The following is a 19,411-nucleotide window of genomic DNA, read 5'->3' on the forward strand; positions in this document are numbered from 1 at the left end:
AGCGCGGCCGAATTTGTCACCCTTTGATCGGCGATTTCGGGCAAGCGACGAACGGTCATTCGTCAGCGGCGAATGCACGTGCAGGATAACGATCTCGGGCGACTCAGCGATACCGGGTCCACTGGGCCCCGGTGCGGCCGTTCCGGAGATCGTCCAACCGTTTTCGCAGCTCATCCCGCACGCTGGGATGACTTCGAAGAATCGGAAGAACACTCGTGGTGAGCTTCAGTTCACGGATCGCCCGCAGTACGGAGAACCCGGACCACGTCGTCACGTCGAATCCGTAGCGTTCGGCGAACACGCGATACCGGGCCGGTGGATCACCGAACCGTTCACGCCCGACGGCGAGCGGCGTCAGGTCCCATTCCGGCGGTCCGACGCAGGAGGAATCGAAATCGCACAGCACCGGCCCGTCCGGCCCGGGGATCACATTCCCGGTGTGCGCGTCGCCGTGGACCAGGCCCCGGGGCAGCGGGAAATCGAGTGTCGCCAAGGCGTCCTCCAGCTCGGCGCAGCGCTCCAGCAGGAACCGCCGGTCGTCGTCGGCCAGCTCCTCCGCGTCGAAGACCCGGGCGCGGACGGCGGCGAACGGCGCCCATTCGGCGAGGCCGGCGGGCGGTGCGAGGGCGTGGACCCGGCGGAGCAGCACGGCGAGCTCCGCCGACTTCGCTTTGCGGCCGGTGGACGGCACTTTCCACCACACGGTCACGAGGTGCTCGCCGACCGGCAAGGGCTGGTCGAGGCCGGGAAGCAGGCGGATCGCCGGTACTCCGTGCAGTTCGAAATGCCGCGCCACCCGCACGACCGTGCCGACGCGGTGCCGCAGCCGGGTCGAACCGACGATCCGGACGACGAACGGCGCGCTCTCCAGCTCGTAGACGGCGTTGTTGGTGAACCTCAGCAGGCGGGCACCCGCCGGGTCCACGCCCAGCAGTTCACACGTGCGCGCCAGGGCCTCGTGCAGTTTGCCGGGCGTGAACCGGCCGTCCACTCCGGAACCGGGCTCAGGCGGCGTAGAAGGCGTTGAGCCGGTCCGCGAGGTCTCGAGCGTCGGCGTTGTTCCGACGACGCTCCGCCTCGACCTGCAGCGGCCGCATCCGGTCCTTCACCCGCTCGGACTTGATGCTCTCGGCGGTGTCGACAGCCTTGGACCCGACGCGGGAACCATGATCGAGATCGCCTTCGATCAGGTGATTCGTGGCCAGCGCGCTGAGCATGAACGTCTTGCTGCGCGCCATGTCGTCGGTGTAGGACTCGACGGCCTTGGTCAGCGCCGGGATCGCGTACTTCGTGTGCTCGGTGTTCTTCGCCGCGAGCACCGTGTGGACGGTGCCGATCATGGCGTAGACGTCGGTCTCGGTGAAGAACTTGACCCACGATTCGGCCTCGGCCAGGTTCGCGCGGGCGAACTCGTCCTTGCTCCGGCCGAGCAGCTTCGTGGCCTGGTCTTCGTTGCCCATCATCGCGTAGGCCCACGCTTCGTTGGCGCAGAGCACCGCGACCGCCAGCTCGGAACCTGATTCCTGGGCGGCGATCTGGCCGAGCTGGAACAGCTTCAGCGCGTCGTTCGGCGCGTCCTGGTGCAGGTAGACGCGACCCATCCGGTACAGCACGTTGGCGACCAGCGGGTGGTTTTCGCCCTGTTTGGCCAGGTCCAGCGCGTTCGCGAAATGTCCGCGCGCGGAGTCCATGAGGCCGGTGTCGAACGACGTCCAGCCGGCGAGGCTGTGCAGGTCGGCGAGTGCCACGTACAGGCGGGTCTTGACCAGTTCGGTGCCGTTGGACTCGAGCATCTGCTGTCCCCAGGACAGCTGGGCGACCACGGCGTCGCGGCAGAAACCGCCGCCGTACTGGTAATCGAGCGCACGGAGGGCTCTCGTCGCGGCTTCCACCTGACGGACGTCCGTCATGCCGATCCGGCCGGGCGCCGGCGTCTTCGCCGGTCCCGAAGACCACGTTCCCGATTCCGGACCGAACACCGCCGCACCCATCGTGACCTGGGCGGCGTGCGCGAGGAACCTCCGTCGCTTCACGGACTCGTCCTCCTCCGCCTGCCGGCCGTCGGCTGCGCCGACGACCTTTATCGCTGTCGCCTCGTCGTAGGCGAGACCCATGTATCCCCTGGGGACACCAAGGCCGTCAGCGATGCGGGTGAGCACGTCGTACGCCATCACCTGGCGACCTTTGAGGATCTCGGACACCTCGGACTGCGACTGCCCGGTCATCGCGGCGATCTGCCGTTGCGATACACCGTGCTTGCGCAAAAGCCGGTACACGGAGGAGATCTCCCGTGTCGCCAGTGCGGCTCGCATCTCCGGCTGCTCCCAGGCATCCGGCGGCACGGGGTGGCTCTGGCGGCTCGTGGGATTCGAGCCGGCGACAGCGCCGCCACCGATACTGGCGTCCATTGCGCCCCCTCACAGTTCCGTTGGGGTCTAGAAACAGCGTAGGCATACCTATTGAACCGTGTGAAACACCGGAATGCCCGTCGTGATCGGCCCGGCAGAAGTCGTCTGACCGCTTACCGTGAAACCGCGCCCGGTCACCGCTATGACGTCGGTTCGACCTTCTATCGCACTCGGTTTCACATCACTGTAGTTGTCAGATCTCCGTGACCGTCCAGCCACCGGCAGCGATCACAGAGAGCTACCAGTCTCCGAACCCCCTAAAGGTGCGGACACGCGGATACAGAAGACGACGACGTGGAACGAGAGAGCGGAGCAGAGCCAGTGGAGTTCGTGGACTCGATCGCAACAGGCTCCATCCCCGCGGGACGGGCCGGTATGGCCACGCGTCACCTGCGCCCGGCCGGCCCGGCCGGTCAGCAGGCCGTCGCGGTCGCCCCCGGTGCCAACCGTCCGGTCTCCCCTTCCGCCGCGGTCGACCCTCGTACCGCGAGTGTGCGCCGTTATGAAGGCGGACAACTGATCTGGCGGGTGCAGTGCGGCGATCTCATCAGCCGCGAGCGCGCCGTCACCGTGTTCGTCGAAGACAACCAGGTGGTTCTCGTCTCGCCTCCCGGAGAGACGGCGCGTCTGACGTCCGGACAGCTCGGACAGCTCAGGGCCGCGCTTAACGAAGCCGCCAAGATGGCGGAAAGGTAACGGTGAGTTCTCCGTGGATCAGGTCCTAGGGCAAGTCCTCCGCAACGCGGTTTGGGAACGCCTCGACATGCTCTCCGATCTCGCGACCCGGGCGGACGCGCAATCGCTCGTCTCCGTCGCCCGCTCGGAGCTCCCCCGGCTGACCGAGGGCTGGCGCGCCATGCTTCAGGCGCACGAGCCCGATGAGCGTGGGGACTGCCCCACCTGCTCGACCCGCTGGCACAAGTGCAAGGCCCCCTGCTCCGTCTGGCAGGTCGCGCACGAGCACCTTGTCGCCGGTGGCCTCGCCCCCCAGCAGACCGCGGCCACCCAGGACCACCGGCAGCAGACCCGCCGGCGCGTGCCTGGTCAGAACCGCGGCGCGAAAGCACCCACCCCCGCCGAGACCACCGGAAGGCACGCGCTCGTCAACCCGCGCCGTGCCGCCATCGGTGGCGTACACGCCTAGCTCTGTTTCACTAAAAGCAGGCGAGCGAACGGCGGACCGAGCGCCCCCTCGGAGCACGCCCGAACTCGCCTTTACCGACGAAGGTTCGCCCGTACCCCCGAACGTGACGAGCCGCTCTCGGTAACCATCCCGGTCCCCACCGCGATTAATCGAAAATTTTTGGCATAACACCTAGCGAAGGCCGTAATCCGTCGCTAAGTTGATGATCACAAACGCAGCGCAAGGCCTTGTCAGGAGGCACGCTGCCATCCCCCGAACTCCGCGGGCCGGTGCCGTTGCACTCCCCTCCCCCGACCGGCATCGGTCCGCGGTCTCCAAGCTGTTTCAGCTGACGGCCTTCACCCGCGTGACCAGCACCGCGGCGATGACGGTGGACAGCGCCGAAGCCGCGAACAGGCTCGGATATCCGCCCAGGTAGGCCAAGATCGGCGCGGTCAGCATCGGTGCCACCACCTGCGGCAGCGAATTCGCGATATTGATGACCCCGAGATCTTTCGCCCGGTTTTGCGCGGCGGGCAGCACCTGGGTGAGCATCGCCAGCGCGACGGCCATATACGCACCGAAACCGACGCCCAGCAACGGGGACGCCACCAGCGCGGCCGTCCAGTTCTGCCAGACGACCAAAAGCAATGCGGCGACGGCCATCACCGCTGCCGCCGCAAGGACGTAGGGCTTACGCCGTCCGGACTTGTCGGAGAAATGCCCGGCGATGAGCGCGCCGACGATGAGCGCGGCTCCGTACAGACCCATCATGATCAACAGCCCCGTGTCGGGGTCCTCGTGGTGCACGGCGTCCTTGAGGAAGAACAGCAGATACAGCGTCCCGAAGGCGTTGCCGAGGCCGATCATGAAGTGGCAGCCCCACGCCCAGGCGAAGTCCGGATGTCTGCGCGGGGAGATCCACAGGTTCGACAGCAAGTCCCGGGACCGCATCGACGACCGGAACGCGATCGGCAGGCGCGCGTCCGGTGTGCGGAGGACGAAGGCCGCCGCTCCCGCCAGGACGATCGCCGCGCAAACCGCGTACGCCAAGGGAAGTCCGGCGAGATCGAGCATCACCACGACCACGACGGCGCCGAGGACGGTCCCCAGCATCTGGGCGATCCCGACCAGACCACCGACCTGCGCGCGCTGCGGCACCGGCACCCTGTCGGCGATCGCCGAGACCAGCATCGCGAGCATGCCGTTCAGCCCGGCCTGGACCAGGCACCAGCCGAGCACCATGACCGCGATGTTCGGGGCGAACGCCAGCACGAGCAGTCCGGCCGCGGCGACGACCGCGCCGGCCGCCGTCCACGGGTGACGACGGCCGCGCGCGGAACACGTCCGGTCCGAGAGCAGGCCGACGGCCGGGTTCGCGATCAGCGCGACGATCGCGCCGACCCCGGTGACCAAGCTGAACACGCCCTCCTTGTTGGCGGCGTCCAGCAGTTCGGCCTGTTTCGGCAGAAGTACTTGGATGGGCGCGTAAACCCCGAGCCACAACGCGATGTTCGCGAAGAACAGCAGGCTCATCCAGCCCGCGCGGACCCGGGCGACCGGCTCGGCGAGCGCTTCAGGAAGCTCTCTGACCTCACTCATGGCGCACCAGTTTCCGGTACCAGCCGAAGGAATCCTTCGGCGTCCGCTTCTGTGTCTCGTAGTCGATGTGCACCAGGCCGAACCGCGGCTGGTATCCCTTCGACCATTCGAAGTTGTCCATCAGCGACCAGACGAAGTATCCGCGGATGTCGACACCGGCGTCCATCGCCTCGCGCACCGCGGTGAGGTGGCTGTGGAGGAAGTCGATGCGCTCCTGGTCGTGCACGCGGCCGTCTTCTTCGACGACGTCGGCGAAACTGCAGCCGTTTTCGGTGAGGTAGACGGGCGGGAGATGCTCCCGATAGCGCTCCTGGAAGGTGACGAGGAGATCGCGCAGCCCGTGCGGGACGATCGGAGAATCGTTGGTGGTCATCGGATATCCCTCGATCGCGCGAAGCTCGAAGGGAAGGGGATTGCCTTCACCGGGCGCCGCGACACCCTGCGGCTCGTAGTAGTTGACGCCGTAGAAGTCGAGCGGCTGCGCGATGGTGGGCAGATCGTCGGCGAATCCTTCGGGAAGGTGTTCGACGATCTGTTCGGGATAACGGCCCAGCAGCACCGGATCCGCGTAGGTGCGATTGATGAGGGCGTCGATCCATTCGCCGGCGGCCTTGTCCTCCGGTGAATCGGAGGCGGGCCAGATCGGCGAATGGTTATTGGCCGTGCCGACGCTGCGGGCACCGGTCGCGCGCAGGGCTTGGACGGCGAGGCCATGAGCGAGATTCTGGTAGTGCGCGGTGGGAACCGCGCCGAGCAGGAGTGTCTTGCCCGGGGCGTACTCGCCGATCGCGTACCCGAAGATCGACATGACCATGGGCTCGTTGAGCGGGATCCACATTTTCACCCGATCGGAGAATCGCTCGCCGACGATGGCGGCGTACTCCCCGAATCGCTCGGCGGTATCCCGGGCGAGCCAGCCGCCCTCGTCCTCGAGCGCCTGCGGGAGGTCCCAATGAAAGAGCGTCCCGGCAGGGGCGATCCCGGCGGCGCAGACCTCATCGAGCAGCTTGTCGTAGAAGGCAAGACCTTCGGCATTCGGTTTGCCGTCGCCGTCAGGCTGGATCCTGGGCCAGGAGAAGGACATCCGGTACGCGCCGACGCCGAGTTCGGCCATCAGCGCGATGTCCTCCGGGTAGCGGTGGAAGTGATCGGCGGCTACCTTGGCGTGCTCAGCCCGCGCGATCTTTCCCTCCGTTTCGGTGAATGTGTCCCAAATGGACTGTCCTCGGCCGCCTTCCCCGGTCGCCCCCTCGATCTGGAAGGCGGAGGTCGAGACACCCCACAGGAATTCGGACGGGAAGGTCGGATTCTCCACCGGCGACGCACCTTTCCTCAGGACACGAACTTCGGGACACGAACCGAACATGAAAAGTTCTCAGATACTATGCCTTCACTCGACCGTGGGGAACCCTGTCGGCACGATAAAGTCGCAGATCAGCGAAGGAGGCGCACGAGTGTCCGACATCCAGGCCGCGAAACCGCAGACGGAGACGACTCCGCTCCGGCGGCAGCCCGTCCAGCAACGCAGCGCCAAGCGGGTGGAGCAGATGCTCGACGCCAGCGCGCAGCTGATCGACGAGCTCGGTTACGACGCATTGACCACCACGTTGATCGCGAAACGTGCCGGGGTGGCGGTGGGGTCGCTGTACCAGTTCTTCCCCGACAAGCGGGCCGTCGTGCAGGCGCTGACACAGCGAAACCTGGAACGGTTCGTCACCTCGGTGTCGGAAACGCTGAACCAGCTCGCGCCCGAGCACTGGTGGGACGTCGTGGACTCGATCCTCGACATCTATCTCGACATGCACCGCGAGGTCCCCGGGTTCTCGAAGGTCCACTTCGGTGACGTCGTGGACCGGCAGCTGCTCGACGAGACGCGCGACAACAACGCCGTCATCGTCGACGCGCTGACCGACATCCTTTCGGCGCGGATCTCGTCGCCGCTCGATGAGATCCGGTTCGCGCTGACGATCGCGAACGAGACCGCCGACGCTCTCCTGAAGCTCGCCTTCCGGCGGGACCCCCGCGGCGACGAGCGGATCGTCGCCGAGGCGAAGTCCGTCGTGAAGGGCTACTTGGCGAGCAAGTTCGGCGAAGCCTGAGGCCTGCTCAAGTACGTGATGGCCCCCTTCCTTGCGCCTAACGCAAGGAAGGGGGCCATCACGTACTTAGCGGCACCCTGGGGCACCTCAGTAGTCACACGGCCCCCAGCAGCCACGCTTGCACGTACCCTGACCTGGCCTTACTCGGTTATCCACAAAAGTTGTCCACACCCACCCACAGTTGTGGACAACTCGGCCCTCGACCCCTCGCAAACCCGGCTCCCGACGCCCCCTCCCGATACGCTGGTGCAGGGCGCGCCCCCCAGGGACGGGTGGGGGTGGGGTTCGCGGGATCAGCCGAAGTTCTGCTGTTCGCCTCGGTAGGTGGGGACGGTCCGGTCGACCCGATCGCCGACGACGACGTGGTAGTGGGTGAAGCGTTCGGCGAGTTCGCCGGCCTTCGCGTGGCGGAGCCAGACGCGGTCGCCGAGACGCAGGTGGCGGGCGGCTTCGCCGGTCACCGGAGTCTGGACCTCGCCGGCACCTTCGAAGCCGAGAAGTGAGAGGCCTTCGGGCAGGTACGGCGTCGGGAGCCGCGAAGACTCGGCAGGCCCCGAAGCGATGTAGCCGCCGGAGAAGAGCGTCGCGACCTTCGGCGCCGGACGTCGGACGACGGGAAGCGCGAACATCGCGGCCGGGCGGGGCGAGAAGTGCGCGTAGCCGTCGAAAAGGGTGGGCCCGATCAAGCCTGAGCCCGCGGCGATTTCGGTGACGGCCTGCTCGACGCCGGTCGATTCGACGCTGCCGCTGCCGCCACCGTTGACGAATTCGAGGTCCGCCAAGGTGCGCACGGCCTTCACCGCGGCGGCCCGGCGCTTCGCGATTTCCACAATGGACTTTCGCTGCATCCAGCCGATGACGGCGTTCTTCGCGCCACTGCCGGCCGCGTCGCCGAGACCGGCGATCTGGCCTTCGTACGCCATCATCCCGACGAGCCGGAAACCCTTGCGGGACAAGATGGTTCGCGCCAGGTCCGCGGCCTGTCGCGGGCTGAACACCGGCGAGCGCCGGGTGCCGACGTGCACACCGGGCACCGGCCGCCAGGAGGCGTCCAGTTCGAGGCAGACGCGGATCTCGGCGTGTCCTTGACCGAGAGCCGCGTCTACCAGATCGAGGTGTTCGGGCGAGTCGACCATGATCGAGATCGCCGCCCGAGCGCGGTCGTCCGCCGCCAGCCGCCGCAGCGCGCCGTGATCGGCCGTCGGGTACGCGACGACGATGTCCTCGGTCGTGCCCTGCTCCACGTGCCAAACTGCTTCGGCGAGCGAGTAGCACATGAGGCCTTCGAAACCGGGTCGCGCGAGCACCCGCTCCAGCAGGTACCGGCAGCGGACCGACTTGCTGACCACGCGGATCGGTTTGCCGGCGGCCCGCCGCAGCAGGTCGGCACCGTTCGCGTCGAACGCATCCAAGTCGACAACCGCGAACGGAGGATCCAGGTCCTTCGTCGCCAAGTCGTACACCGTCGCACTGGTCACCCGAACTAAGGTACGACAGAAAGGCTTGAAACGCGAATACTATTCACTTACTGTTTCGGCACTCAGACACTTCAAGGACGGCACTCCCGGAACTAGGTGGGCGCATGACACGGTGGACCAACTGGGCCGGTACCGCGACGGCGTCGCCGCTTCGCGTGCATCAGCCGCGCGACACGGACGAGATCGCCGAGGCCATCGGCCGGTCCGCCACGGACGGACGACGTCTGCGCCCTTGGGGCAGCGGACACTCGTTCACGGCCATCGCCGCGGCGGATTCCGACGCCATGGACCTGACCCGCTGGACCGGCATCGCGGGCGTCGACGTCGCGAAAGGCCTGGTCACCGTCCGTTCGGGCACCACACTCAAGCACCTCAACGCCGAACTCGACGCGCTCGGGCTGGCGATGACCAACCTCGGTGACATCGACGCGCAGACCGTCGCGGGCGCGATCTCCACCGGCACCCACGGCACCGGCGCGCGGCTCGGCGGCCTCGCCACCCAGATCGCCGCGCTCGAAATCGTCCTCGCCGACGGCACCGTGGTCACCTGTTCGGCGGATGAGCGCCCGGACCTGTTCGCCGCCGCGCGAGTCGGCCTCGGCGCGCTCGGGGTCATCAGCACGATCACTCTTCAGTGTGAGCCGTCTTTCCTGCTCTCTGCTCAGGAGCGACCCGAACCACTCGAGCAGGTCCTCGAAGGCTTCGACCAGTTCGCCGACGAGAACGACCACTTCGAGTTCTACTGGTTCCCCTATGGCAAGAACGCGCTGGTCAAGCGCAACAACCGGCTTCCGGCGGGCAGCGAGCGCAAGCCGCTGAGCAAGGTGAAGGAATTCGTCGACTACGAGATCACGGAGAACATCGCGTTCGGCGGCCTCTGCCGCCTCGGCCGTGCGGTGCCGAAACTCGTGCAGCCGCTCGGCAAGTTCGCGTCGAACGTCCTCTCCGCCCGCGAGTACAGCGACACGTCGCACCACGTTTTCGTGACCCATCGCGGCGTGCGGTTCGTCGAGTCGGAGTTCGCGGTGCCCCGTGAATCACTGCTCGACGTCTTCGCCGAACTCCGCGCGCTGGTGCCGAAGCTGGAGAACCCCGTCATGTTCCCGGTCGAGGTGCGTGTCGCCGCCGCGGACGACATCTGGCTTTCGACCGCGAACGGCCGCGACTCCGCCTACATCGCGATCCACCAGTTCCTCGGCATGCCCTACCGCGAGTACTTCGCCGGTTTCGCGTCGATCGTCGGCGAGGTCGGCGGCCGCCCGCACTGGGGCAAGATGCACGACCTCGACGCGGCGACCCTGCGCTCGCGCTACCCGCGGTTCGACGATTTCCAGCGGGTGCGCAAGGAAGTCGACCCGGCCGGGGTCTTCGCGAACACGTACCTCGACCGGGTCTTGGGCACTGTCTAGGCCGTTTCGAAGAGCGCGCTGACGGACTCACCGTTGTGGATCCGCCGCATCGCCTCCGCCAGCGCGGGCGCGATCGACAGGACCTGCAGCTTCGGGCCCTGCTCTTCCGGCGGGATCGGCACGGTGTTGGTGCAGACGACTTCCAGCACGTCCGGCTGGCTGCCGATCCGCTTCAGCGCGCCGCTGGAGAAAAGCCCGTGCGTGCAGGCGACGCGGATCGAGCGCGGCTTCATTTCCCGCAGCTTGTTGAGCAGTTCGATCACCGTGCTGCCCTTGGCGATCTCGTCGTCGAGGACGATCACGTCGCGGCCGGTGATCTCACCGATCACCGAGCTGATCTCGACCCGGTCGTCGGCGAAGCGCTGCTTCGCGCCGGCGGCGACCTGAGCTCCGAGCAGCCGGGCGAAGTGCGCGGCTTCCTTGGCGTTGCCGAGGTCGGGCGAGACGACGGTCGTCGCGGAGAGGTCGTACTGGCGGAAGTGCTTGGCCAGCTCCTGCAAGGCGTGCAGGTGATCGACCGGAACGCTGAAGAAACCGTGTACCTGCGGGGAGTGCAGGGTCATCGCGAGGATGCGGTCGGCGCCGGCGGTCGCCATCAGGTCGGCGACGAGCCGGCCGCCGATCGAAATGCGCGGCGCGTCCTTCTTGTCCGATCGTGCGTACGAGTAGTGCGGCATGACGACGGTGATCCGCTTCGCCGACGCGCCCCGGGCGGCGTCCAGCATGAGCAGCAGTTCGACGAGGTGCTCCTGGACCGGCCGGACCAGCGGCTGGATCAGGAAGACGTCGCGCTCGCGGCAGTTCGCCTGGAGCTGAACTTCGAGGCAGTCGTTCGCGAACCGCTGCACCTGCACGGGATGCAGCGGGACGCCCAGATGAGCGCAAATCTCTTCGGCGAGCCCGGGATGTGCACTCCCGCTGAAAACCGCGATGTCCTCGCGCAAGGACCTACTCCGTTCACTTCAGAGACGGATTACGTCCACACACTAGCCAGGAGGCTTGGTTTCACAGAGCGGAAACAGCCTGATCGATAGCAGTATCACCCGAGATCGCCTCGATGACGCGGCCCGCTGTCGACGGGTTGTCGAGCAGCGCCACCAAGGTCGCGGCGACGTCCTGGCGCGGGATGGGTCCGCGTCCGGTGGCCTCGGCGAGCAGGATCCGGCCGCTGCCGTCGTCGTCGGTGAGCTGGCCCGGGCGCAGGATCGTCCACTCGAGATCACGGGCGCGCAGATCATCCTCGGCCGCCTTCTTGGCCTTGAGGTAGATCCGGAAATCGGGCGAAACGTCCGCGGTCTCCCCTTTGTCTGCCCCCATGGAGCCCACCTGGATATGCCGCCGGACGCCAGCCTGCTCGGACGCCGCCGCGAAGAGTTCCGCAGCGGCTCTGTCCACAGTGTCCTTACGAGCGGTCCCGCTGCCAGGCCCGGCGCCTGCCGCGAAGATGGCGGCGTCGGCACCTTCGAGCGCCTTGGCCACAGCGTCCACATCGGACTTTTCGAGGTCGAGGACGACGGCTTCGGCACCGATCGCCTCGATGTCGGCGACGTGATCGGGATTACGCACGATCCCCACCGCCTGATCACCGCGCGAAGCCAGAAGTTTCTCCAGCTTCAGCGCGATCTGACCGTGTCCACCCGCAATGACGACTCGCATGATCACGAGAGTAGTGCGTTCAGTCGACTTCGGCAGGGGCCTCGGTGCCGCGCAGCAGCTGGTCGTAGACGAACTCGTTGACCAGGCGCGAAACCGGGTCTTCGTCCAGGATCATCCGCTCGTTGTGGCCCTCGAGGTCGAGGTCGATCATCCCGTTCGGGTCGGCGGTGACGATGCCGAGCCCGTAGGCACGGGCACGCGGCAAGCAGTTGCCGACGTAATCTTCGGTCAGTACGGCGGGCGATGGGAGCACCATCGCGGCCTCGCCGTAACGTGCGAACGGGACCGCGGAGGCCATCGCGGTTCGCCAGTGCCGTGCGACCGCGAGGACGCCGATGATCTCGGCGGCCGGCGCGGGTGCGGTCGCGGCCAGCTCTGGCCATGTCCAGGTGTCGACGGTGGCGCGATCGACGACGGGACCCATGCCCATCGCGATGCGCTCCGCGTGCACGTCGGTACGGAGCCGGGCGACCACACAGATCTTGCGGCCGAGCACGGTGGTCTCCGGCAGCACGACGCCGTTCCAGCCCAAGAGGGCGGCGGCCTTGCGTGACAGCTCTTCGACGCTCGCGGGCAGTTCGATCGGCGGCACCACCCGGCTCGGCAGTGACCGGCTGCGCTTCGCGCCACCGGCGACCGTCGAGCTCTCCATGTTCGGTGTAGCCGCCACGTTCCGCCTCCTTCGAACCTGGTTTCCCTAAGGCTCTTCATCCCCGTGCCACCTCGGTGGAAGCGGCACATGACCTGTCTAACAGGGCGGACAGGCGGCGGCGCCGGACAACGGGAGTGGCTGCGATCGACGGCGCTCAGCGGTCGGTGACCGGTCGGTAGGCGGTCATCGGACTTCAGTCCGACCGTGCCGCCAACCGAGTGAGAGCGAGGTAAGTGGTGTTACCCGGTGTCTCCGAACGGTCACGGGGATGGACGTGCCGGCACCGAACACAGGCGTGGCAACGGAATCAACGTGTTAGTCCATTCAGCCCAGTGAATAGCTATTCCACTGTGGACATTTCTGGGACCTTCGCAGGTCAGGGTCATCCGACGGTCGCCGACCGGAGGAGGTCTTCGACGCCCGGGGTGCGCCACTCGTCCATCACGACGATCTGCCTCTCCGCAAGGAACCAGATCCGTTGGGTCACCTGCGCGTCGCCGGTTCCACCGCTCTGTCCACGAGGAACACACTGAATCGTCCACTCCTCATAGGTGGCCGTCGCGTCCCCGATCGGTGCGGTGGCGGAAACCGTTTTCACCGCGTCACCCTCTTGGCGGAGGTCCTTGCGGCCGGCCGCGTTGCAGGCACGGCCGCCCGCGCTGCGCCGGTAGAACCCGCCCGGCCGGTACGGCGGCTGCTCGGCGGACTGCTCGGTGTTGTCCGTGAGGAGGAAGTACTTGCAGTTGAAGTACTTCTCGGGGTCCGGGCAGCTCGAGTCGACGATCACCTTCTCCAGCCCCTGCGAAACCGCCGTCCAGCCTTCCGGCAGGTGCAGGGTCAGCGCGCCGGCCGAGACGTCGGTGAGTCCCGGCGCGGGTGCGCTGGTCTTGCCGCCGGTCTTGCCGCCGGTCACCCCCGCGACGAGCTCCGGGTTAAGGAGATCGGCCAGCTTGTCGTAGGGCACCGAGTAGTCCTGGACGCCGCAGGCGGTGGCGAAGCCGAGGGTGTTGAGGTCGACGGTGATCTCGACGGCCGCCGGGGTGAACGCGAGCCACACCTTCCGCTCGTCGGTGAGATCGGCCGTCTTGAGGGGCCGGTAGGGGAAGGTGTTGTTGGCCGGGCCGCACTGCTCCTTGTCGGGCCAGATCAGTGCGGCGAGGGTCCGCAGTCCGTCGTCGGTGAACTTTCCGGGGGCGAACAGTTCGGCGGGAGTGAGCGCCTTGCCCTCTTGCAGATCGATCGTCACCGCGTTACGGCCGTTTCCCCAGGTCGAATGCGGTTTATTGGCGAGATCATGGGTGTAGCGCACCGAGAGGTACCGCTCGTTCTGCGAGCGGATCTCGGCCTTCGTGAGGAGTTCGTACGGGCCGCGTTCCTGCTCCAGCTTGGCGGCGCCGGGGCCGGTCTTGCGGTTCCATTCGTCGATCGGCGCGGCCAAGGCGTCGTTGACCCGCTTCGACCAGGCCTGGTCGGTGGATCCGGTCACCTCCGGGTAGTCGCCGCTGTAGGCGAGATTCGTCCCGGGCACGGGGCCGGTCCGGCTCTTCATGGCGACCTTGAGCGCGACGGCCTGCTGTGTGGTGGGCGGCGCCTGCGGCGGGGTGCTCGGTTCGGAGAAGACGACCACCGAGCCGACCACCGCGGCCGTCGCCGCGACGACCCCGATGGCGATCTTCAGGCCGGCCGCGATCCCGCCGGTGGACGCGGCCACCGCGCCGGTTCCGGCCGCGGCCACCCCTGGTGCGGCCGCCGTCCCGGCGCCGAGCAGGGCCAGCGGCGTCATCGCGGCGAGGAGACCCGTCGCTTTGGCGAGCCGTGACCAGCCCTTTCGCTCCCAGTCGTCGCCGTAACCCGCCTGGGCGACGCGTTCCAGTTCGCCGACGAAGGTGAGCGCGTCGATCGGCCGTTTCGCGGGGTCTTTCGCCATCCCCAGCGCCACGATCTCGTGCACCGGTTCCGGCGCCTCGCCGAACGGGATGGGCGCGTATTCGTGCAGCGTGCGCAGCACTTCGGTGTCCTCGGCCTGGTACGGCCGGTGCCCGGCGACGCACTGGAAGAACACGCAGGTCGCGGCGTAGACGTCGGTGGCGGGCGTGGCCTCGCCACCCGCCCACTGCTCGGGCGCCATGTACGCCGGGGTCCCGACGCTCGGACCCCGTTCACCGGTCAGGACGGCCGTGCCGAAGTCGACCAGTTTGCTCTCGCCGGTGTCGGCGACCAGGACGTTTCCCGGTTTGTAGTCGCGGTGGACGACGTGGACGGAGTGCGCCGCGGCCAACCCGAGCAGAGAGCCTTTCAGCACCGCGAGGGCGGCTTCGGGCTCGAGAGCGCCTTCGGCCTGAAGCACCGATCGCAGCGAGACGCCGTTGATCGCCTCCATGACGATCGCCGCGCCCTGCGGCGTCTCGAAGAACTCGTACAGCCGGACGACGTGCGGGCTCGAAACCCGGTGCAGCGCCAGCGCCTCCTGCCGGAACGCGCCGAGGTACGCCGGGTCGGCGGCGAAGCGCGAGAACAGGTATTTGATCGCGACGTTGTGGCCGGTGTTCTCCTGGCGGGCCAGGACCACCCGGCCGAAGGTGCCCGTCCCCAGCTGTTCCAGCTCGGTGAAGCCGGGCAATCTCCACTCGTCGTTCAATGCCCCGGTACTCAATTCCAGCGCGCCTCTTCCAGGATCTTGTCGAGGCCTGGAGTGTTCCATTCATCGACGATCACGAGCTGCGTCTTCGGCAGGAACCACACCCGCTGGGTGATCGTCCCGCCTCCGGAACACGACAGCCGCCATTCCTCGTAGGCGGCCTTCTTCGTTCCGATCGGCCGAAGCTCCTTCTTCTGCAACACGGCTGAGCCCTGCGTTTCGGTTGCCCTCCCGATCGCATGACACGGGCGCGGACCCGTCGACCGGTTGTAGGGCTTGCCCGGTTCATACGCCGGAGTGGCCGCATCGGCCCGGGAGTTGTCGCTGAAGACCACGCTCGCGCACTGGGCCGGCTGTGCCCCGCCACCCGGGCACGGGTCGGCGGTCACCAGGTAGCGCTCGCTGTAGGCGTTGGTCAGCAGCGACCATTTCTCCGGCGTGGTGATGGTGAAGGCACCGACGTCGTCCTCTTTGGTCCGTGGTGCCTGAGCGCCGCCGGAAGTGAGGCCGAGCAGGTTCTCGGTCGTGGGGCTCATCAGGTCGCGCAGCCGGTCGTAGCCGACGGTGACCTCCGTCGGATCGCAGACCCGCGGATAGCCGAGCGCGGAGCCGTAGACGAAGAACCGCATCCCGTTCGCGGTGGGCGCCGCCTGCACGATGGAGTCGTAGTCGAAGGTGTAGCGCGCCGACATCGCGTCCGCCGGGAGGTGCTCGACGTCGTTCCGCGCGCCGGCGAGGCAGTCGCCCGGCTTCGCCGCTTCGAGGATCCGGTCTTCCACCATCCGCATCCGTGAGGCGGTGCCATCGACGTCGTCGAACAGGTGCGCGGTGGAGACCTGCTGGCCGGTCGTCAGATCGAGGACGATCGGGCGGATGCTGAAGCCGCCGCGATTGCCGAACTGCGTGGAATCGATCGAGCGTTTGTAGACGACCGACACCAGCTTGTCGTCCTTGCGCAGGATCTCGGCCTCGGTCTTCATATGCGGGACGTCGCCGTCGGGTTCCTTCTGCGGCAGGTAGCTGTCCGGCCAGAAGTTCTCGAGCCAGGCGTCGATGGGCGCCATCAATGCCTTGTTGACCCGTTCCTCGGCGGCCTTGTCCTTCAGCCCGCTGATCCGGACGTACTTGCCGTTGTAGTCGTAGCCGTCGAGCTTCTCGGTGCGGGTGAGGAGGTCGACCTGCATCGCGGCGAGCGTCGTCGTCTGCGGCGGCGGCTCGTCATTGTTGGCGTTGACCACCACGACCGTGCCGACGGCGGCCGCGGAGACGGCGGCGACCGCGGCGGCGATCTTGAGCCCGACGGCGATCCCGCCGCCGGTGGTCGCGGCGACCCCGCCCGCCGCGCCGCCCGCGACGATCGGCGCGGCGGCCGTCCCGGCGCCGAGCAGGGCCAGCGGGGACAAGGCGACCAGGACACCGGCGCCCTTGGCGAGCCAGTGCCAGCCGTTGCGCTCCCAGTCGTCGCCGTACGCCTTCCGCGCCGACGTCTCCAGTTCGACGACGAACTCGGCCGCTCCCGCCGGCCGCTGCTGGACGTCCTTCGCCATGCCGCGCGCGATGAGGTCGCGCACCGGCGCGGGGACCTCGCCGAACGGGATCGGCGCGTATTCGTGCAGCGTGCGGAGCACTTCGGTCTGTTCGGCCTCGTACGGCCGATGCCCGGCGACGCACTGGAAGAACACGCAGGTGGCGGCATAGACGTCGGTGGCCGGGGTGGCGATCGCGCCCGCCCACTGCTCGGGCGCCATGTACGCGGGGGTGCCCGCGGCGACGCCGGCCTGCCCGGACAGGACGGCGATGCCGAAGTCGACCAGTTTGCTCTGGCCTTCGCGGGTGACCAGGACGTTCGCCGGTTTGTAGTCGCGGTGGACGGTGCCCGCGGCGTGCGCGCCGGCGAGCCCGAGCAGTGAACCCTTGAGGATGGCCAGCGCGGCTTCGGGTTCGAGCTTCTCCTGACGGCCGAGGATCTCCTTCAGGGAAGTTCCGTGAACTGCTTCCATGATGATGGCCGCACCCTGTGGGGTTTCCACGAACTGGTGCAGACGGGCGATATGAGGCCCCGAAACGCGGCTCAGGATCTGCGCCTCATGGCGGAATTCGGCCAGTCGCTGCGGGTCGGCCGCGAACCGCGTGTACAGGTATTTGATGGCCACGACCTGGGCGGATTCGTCATGCCGCGCCAGGACGACGCGGCCGAACCCGCCCTCGCCCAGCGACCCCAGCTCGGTGAAACCCGGCAAGGCCCAGTCGTCCACAGATTCCTCCGCGATTCCCGATCGTGTGTGCTTGGAGGTGAGCTGCGCCGCAGCGGTTCCCCACCTTCCGGGTTTAGGGTTACTCGTCGGTCACATAGCCCGTTGCGATGGAGGAACGATGCGTTCGCCGAAGGATTTCTTCGCCCCTCTCGCGGTCGGGGCGCCCGAACCGCTCCGCCAGATCCCCGTGCCTCCTTCGCGGATGATCCACTTCTTCGACCCCAGCAACGAAAAGATGGCCGCCAAGGTCCCGGATCTTGCCAAGAAGGTCGACGTCCTGCTCGGAAACCTCGAGGACGCCGTGCGCGCCGACCGCAAAGAGGCCGCCCGGAACGGGCTCGTCTCCATCGCGAAGGCGAACGACTTCGGCAAGACGCAGCTGTGGACCCGCGTCAACAGCCTCGACTCGCCCTGGGTGCTCGACGATCTGATCACGCTGGTGACCGAGATCGGCGACAAGCTCGACGTGATCATGGTGCCCAAGGTCGAAGGTGCCCAGGACATCCACTACGTCGACAGGCTGCTCGCCCAGCTCGAAGCGCGGGCAGGGCTGACCAAGCCGTTGCTGGTCCACGCGATCCTGGAGACCGCCAGCGGCGTCGCGAACGTCGAGGAGATCGCCGGGGCCAGCCCCCGGATGCAGGGCATCTCGCTCGGTCCGGCCGACCTCGCCGCGAGCCGGCGGATGAAGACCACCCGGGTGGGTGGCGGGCACCCCGGATACCTGGTGCGTACGGACCCGACCGGTGAAGACCTGAACGAGGGACGCACGACGTATCAGCAGGACCTTTGGCATTACACCGTCGCGCGGATGGTCGACGCCTGCGCGGCCAACGGGATCCTGCCGTTCTACGGGCCGTTCGGCGACATCCGCGACGTCGTGGCCTGCGAAGACCAGTTCCGCAACGCGTTCCTGCTCGGCTGCGTGGGCGCTTGGAGCCTGCACCCGGTGCAGATCGACATCGCCAAGAAGGTGTTCTCGCCTTCCCCCGAGGACGTGGCTTGGGCGCGGCGCGTGATCGCCGCGATGGGTGACGGCACCGGCGCCGTGATGATCGACGGGAAGATGCAGGACGACGCCTCGGTGAAGCAGTGCCGTGTGGTCGCCGAACTCGCCGACGCCCTCGCCGCCGACGACCCCGAACTCGCGGCCGCCTATGACGCCGCCACCAAGGAGATTGCCGAATGAGCTCTGCGGTTTTGAAGCCCCGACGTTCCGTCCTCTACATGCCGGGCGCGAACGAAAGAGCGCTCGAAAAGGCCAAGACCCTCGACGCGGACGGCCTCATCCTCGACCTCGAAGACGCTGTCGCGCCCGACGCGAAGGAAGCCGCTCGCGAGCGGGTCTGCGCGGCCGCGTCGTCGAAGGAGTACGGCTCGCGCGAAGTGACCATCCGCGTCAACGGCCTCGACACCGAATGGCACGACGCCGACATCCGCGCCGCCGCCCAGGCCGGTCCGGCCGCGATCGTGGTGCCGAAGGTGAACTCCGCCGCCGAAGTCCACAACATCGAGCGCGCGCTGGAACTCGGTGGCGCGCCCGACCACACGAAGATCTGGGCGATGGTCGAAACCCCGGTCGCGATGCTGCACGCCGAGGAGATCGCGGGCGCGTCCGAGCGGCTGACCGTGCTGGTGATGGGCACGAACGACCTCGCCAAGGAACTGCACGCCGAGTTCGTCCCCGGCCGCGCGCCGCTGCTGGGCGGGCTTTCGCTGGCGCTGCTGGCCGCGCGGGCGACCGGGAAGGCGATCCTCGACGGCGTCTACAACGACGTCAAGGATCTCGAAGGCTTCGAGGCGGAATGCCTGCAGGGCCGCCAGTTCGGCTTCGATGGCAAGACGCTGATCCACCCTTCGCAGCTGGAGCCGTGCAACCGGATCTTCGCGCCTTCCGAGGAGGAGATCGAGCGGTCGCGGAAGATCATCGCGGCGTTCGAAGAGGCGCAGGCGGCCGGGCAGGGCGTCGTGACCGTGGACGGGCGGATGATCGAGAACCTGCACGTGGACAACGCTCGGCGGATCCTGGCGCTGGCCGAGGCGATCGCCAAGGGAAGCGCAACCGAGTAGCGCAACTGTCGGTGGCCGACC

At 67.6% G+C, this 19,411-nt stretch carries 16 protein-coding genes; 6 read left to right on the plus strand and 10 right to left on the minus strand.

Annotated elements, in window-relative coordinates:
- Positions 1–103: 103 nt before the first annotated feature.
- Both ACLJRL_RS24845 and ACLJRL_RS24850 read right to left on the minus strand, forming a co-directional pair.
- A complete protein-coding gene (locus ACLJRL_RS24845) occupies positions 104–991 on the minus strand; it encodes a phosphotransferase family protein (RefSeq protein WP_410658654.1) in 888 nt (295 codons plus the stop codon).
- Positions 992–1,004: 13 nt separating this feature from the next.
- Positions 1,005–2,408 carry a tetratricopeptide repeat protein gene (locus tag ACLJRL_RS24850; protein WP_410658655.1) on the minus strand — a complete coding sequence of 468 codons (1,404 nt, stop codon included), beginning with the start codon at positions 2,406–2,408 and terminating at the stop codon, positions 1,005–1,007.
- A gap of 321 nt (positions 2,409–2,729) precedes the next feature.
- On the opposite strand from ACLJRL_RS24850, the gene ACLJRL_RS24855 reads away from it, so the two are divergent.
- Positions 2,730–3,104 (plus strand): hypothetical protein, encoded by a 375-nt coding sequence (locus ACLJRL_RS24855; RefSeq protein WP_410658656.1) that lies wholly within the window; start codon positions 2,730–2,732, stop codon positions 3,102–3,104.
- A 13-nt stretch (positions 3,105–3,117) separates the two neighbouring features.
- Positions 3,118–3,552, plus strand: a complete 435-nt coding sequence (locus ACLJRL_RS24860; protein ID WP_410658657.1) for a hypothetical protein — start codon at positions 3,118–3,120, stop codon at positions 3,550–3,552.
- A gap of 324 nt (positions 3,553–3,876) precedes the next feature.
- Here ACLJRL_RS24860 and ACLJRL_RS24865 read toward each other — a convergent pair whose 3' ends face one another.
- Positions 3,877–5,133, minus strand: coding sequence for an MFS transporter (locus tag ACLJRL_RS24865; RefSeq protein ID WP_410658658.1), 1,257 nt, complete (start codon positions 5,131–5,133; stop codon positions 3,877–3,879).
- Positions 5,126–6,448 carry a GH1 family beta-glucosidase gene (locus tag ACLJRL_RS24870; RefSeq protein ID WP_410658659.1) on the minus strand — a complete coding sequence of 441 codons (1,323 nt, stop codon included), beginning with the start codon at positions 6,446–6,448 and terminating at the stop codon, positions 5,126–5,128. Before ACLJRL_RS24870 ends, ACLJRL_RS24865 begins: the two co-directional genes overlap by 8 nt.
- A gap of 139 nt (positions 6,449–6,587) precedes the next feature.
- On the opposite strand from ACLJRL_RS24870, the gene ACLJRL_RS24875 reads away from it, so the two are divergent.
- Positions 6,588–7,232, plus strand: a complete 645-nt coding sequence (locus ACLJRL_RS24875) for a TetR/AcrR family transcriptional regulator (RefSeq protein ID WP_410658660.1) — start codon at positions 6,588–6,590, stop codon at positions 7,230–7,232.
- Positions 7,233–7,525: 293 nt separating this feature from the next.
- Here the strand turns inward: ACLJRL_RS24875 and ACLJRL_RS24880 are convergent, their stop codons facing one another.
- Positions 7,526–8,710, minus strand: a complete 1,185-nt coding sequence (locus ACLJRL_RS24880; RefSeq protein WP_410658661.1) for an amino acid deaminase/aldolase — start codon at positions 8,708–8,710, stop codon at positions 7,526–7,528.
- 104 nt (positions 8,711–8,814) lie between these two features.
- Here ACLJRL_RS24880 and ACLJRL_RS24885 point away from each other — a divergent pair, with 104 nt between their 5' ends.
- A complete protein-coding gene (locus ACLJRL_RS24885; protein ID WP_410658662.1) occupies positions 8,815–10,119 on the plus strand; it encodes a D-arabinono-1,4-lactone oxidase in 1,305 nt (434 codons plus the stop codon).
- Here the strand turns inward: ACLJRL_RS24885 and ACLJRL_RS24890 are convergent.
- From ACLJRL_RS24890 to ACLJRL_RS24910, 5 genes are all read right to left on the minus strand, one after another.
- Positions 10,116–11,063: a ribose-phosphate diphosphokinase gene (locus tag ACLJRL_RS24890; RefSeq protein WP_410658663.1), complete on the minus strand. Its 948-nt coding sequence runs from the start codon at positions 11,061–11,063 to the stop codon at positions 10,116–10,118. The genes ACLJRL_RS24885 and ACLJRL_RS24890 overlap by 4 nt on opposite strands.
- 61 nt (positions 11,064–11,124) lie before the next feature.
- The gene (locus ACLJRL_RS24895; protein ID WP_410658664.1) at positions 11,125–11,775 is read right to left on the minus strand and encodes an NAD(P)H-binding protein; all 651 of its coding nucleotides are present in this window, start codon (positions 11,773–11,775) and stop codon (positions 11,125–11,127) included.
- A 19-nt stretch (positions 11,776–11,794) separates the two neighbouring features.
- Positions 11,795–12,445: a hypothetical protein gene (locus ACLJRL_RS24900; protein WP_410658665.1), complete on the minus strand. Its 651-nt coding sequence runs from the start codon at positions 12,443–12,445 to the stop codon at positions 11,795–11,797.
- A 364-nt stretch (positions 12,446–12,809) separates the two neighbouring features.
- Positions 12,810–15,047 (minus strand): serine/threonine-protein kinase, encoded by a 2,238-nt coding sequence (locus tag ACLJRL_RS24905; RefSeq protein ID WP_410658666.1) that lies wholly within the window; start codon positions 15,045–15,047, stop codon positions 12,810–12,812.
- 29 nt (positions 15,048–15,076) lie between these two features.
- The gene (locus tag ACLJRL_RS24910) at positions 15,077–17,320 is read right to left on the minus strand and encodes a protein kinase domain-containing protein (protein WP_410658667.1); all 2,244 of its coding nucleotides are present in this window, start codon (positions 17,318–17,320) and stop codon (positions 15,077–15,079) included.
- Positions 17,321–17,438: 118 nt separating this feature from the next.
- Here ACLJRL_RS24910 and ACLJRL_RS24915 point away from each other — a divergent pair, with 118 nt between their 5' ends.
- Complete coding sequence (locus tag ACLJRL_RS24915) at positions 17,439–18,509, plus strand: HpcH/HpaI aldolase/citrate lyase family protein (RefSeq protein ID WP_410658668.1); 1,071 nt, start codon at positions 17,439–17,441, stop codon at positions 18,507–18,509.
- Positions 18,506–19,390, plus strand: coding sequence for an HpcH/HpaI aldolase/citrate lyase family protein (locus ACLJRL_RS24920; protein ID WP_410658669.1), 885 nt, complete (start codon positions 18,506–18,508; stop codon positions 19,388–19,390). The genes ACLJRL_RS24915 and ACLJRL_RS24920 overlap by 4 nt, the downstream gene beginning before the upstream one ends.
- Positions 19,391–19,411: the final 21 nt, after the last annotated feature.

Origin of the sequence: Amycolatopsis sp. lyj-112, from assembly GCF_046549055.1 — a bacterium.
GTDB lineage: Bacteria > Actinomycetota > Actinomycetes > Mycobacteriales > Pseudonocardiaceae > Amycolatopsis.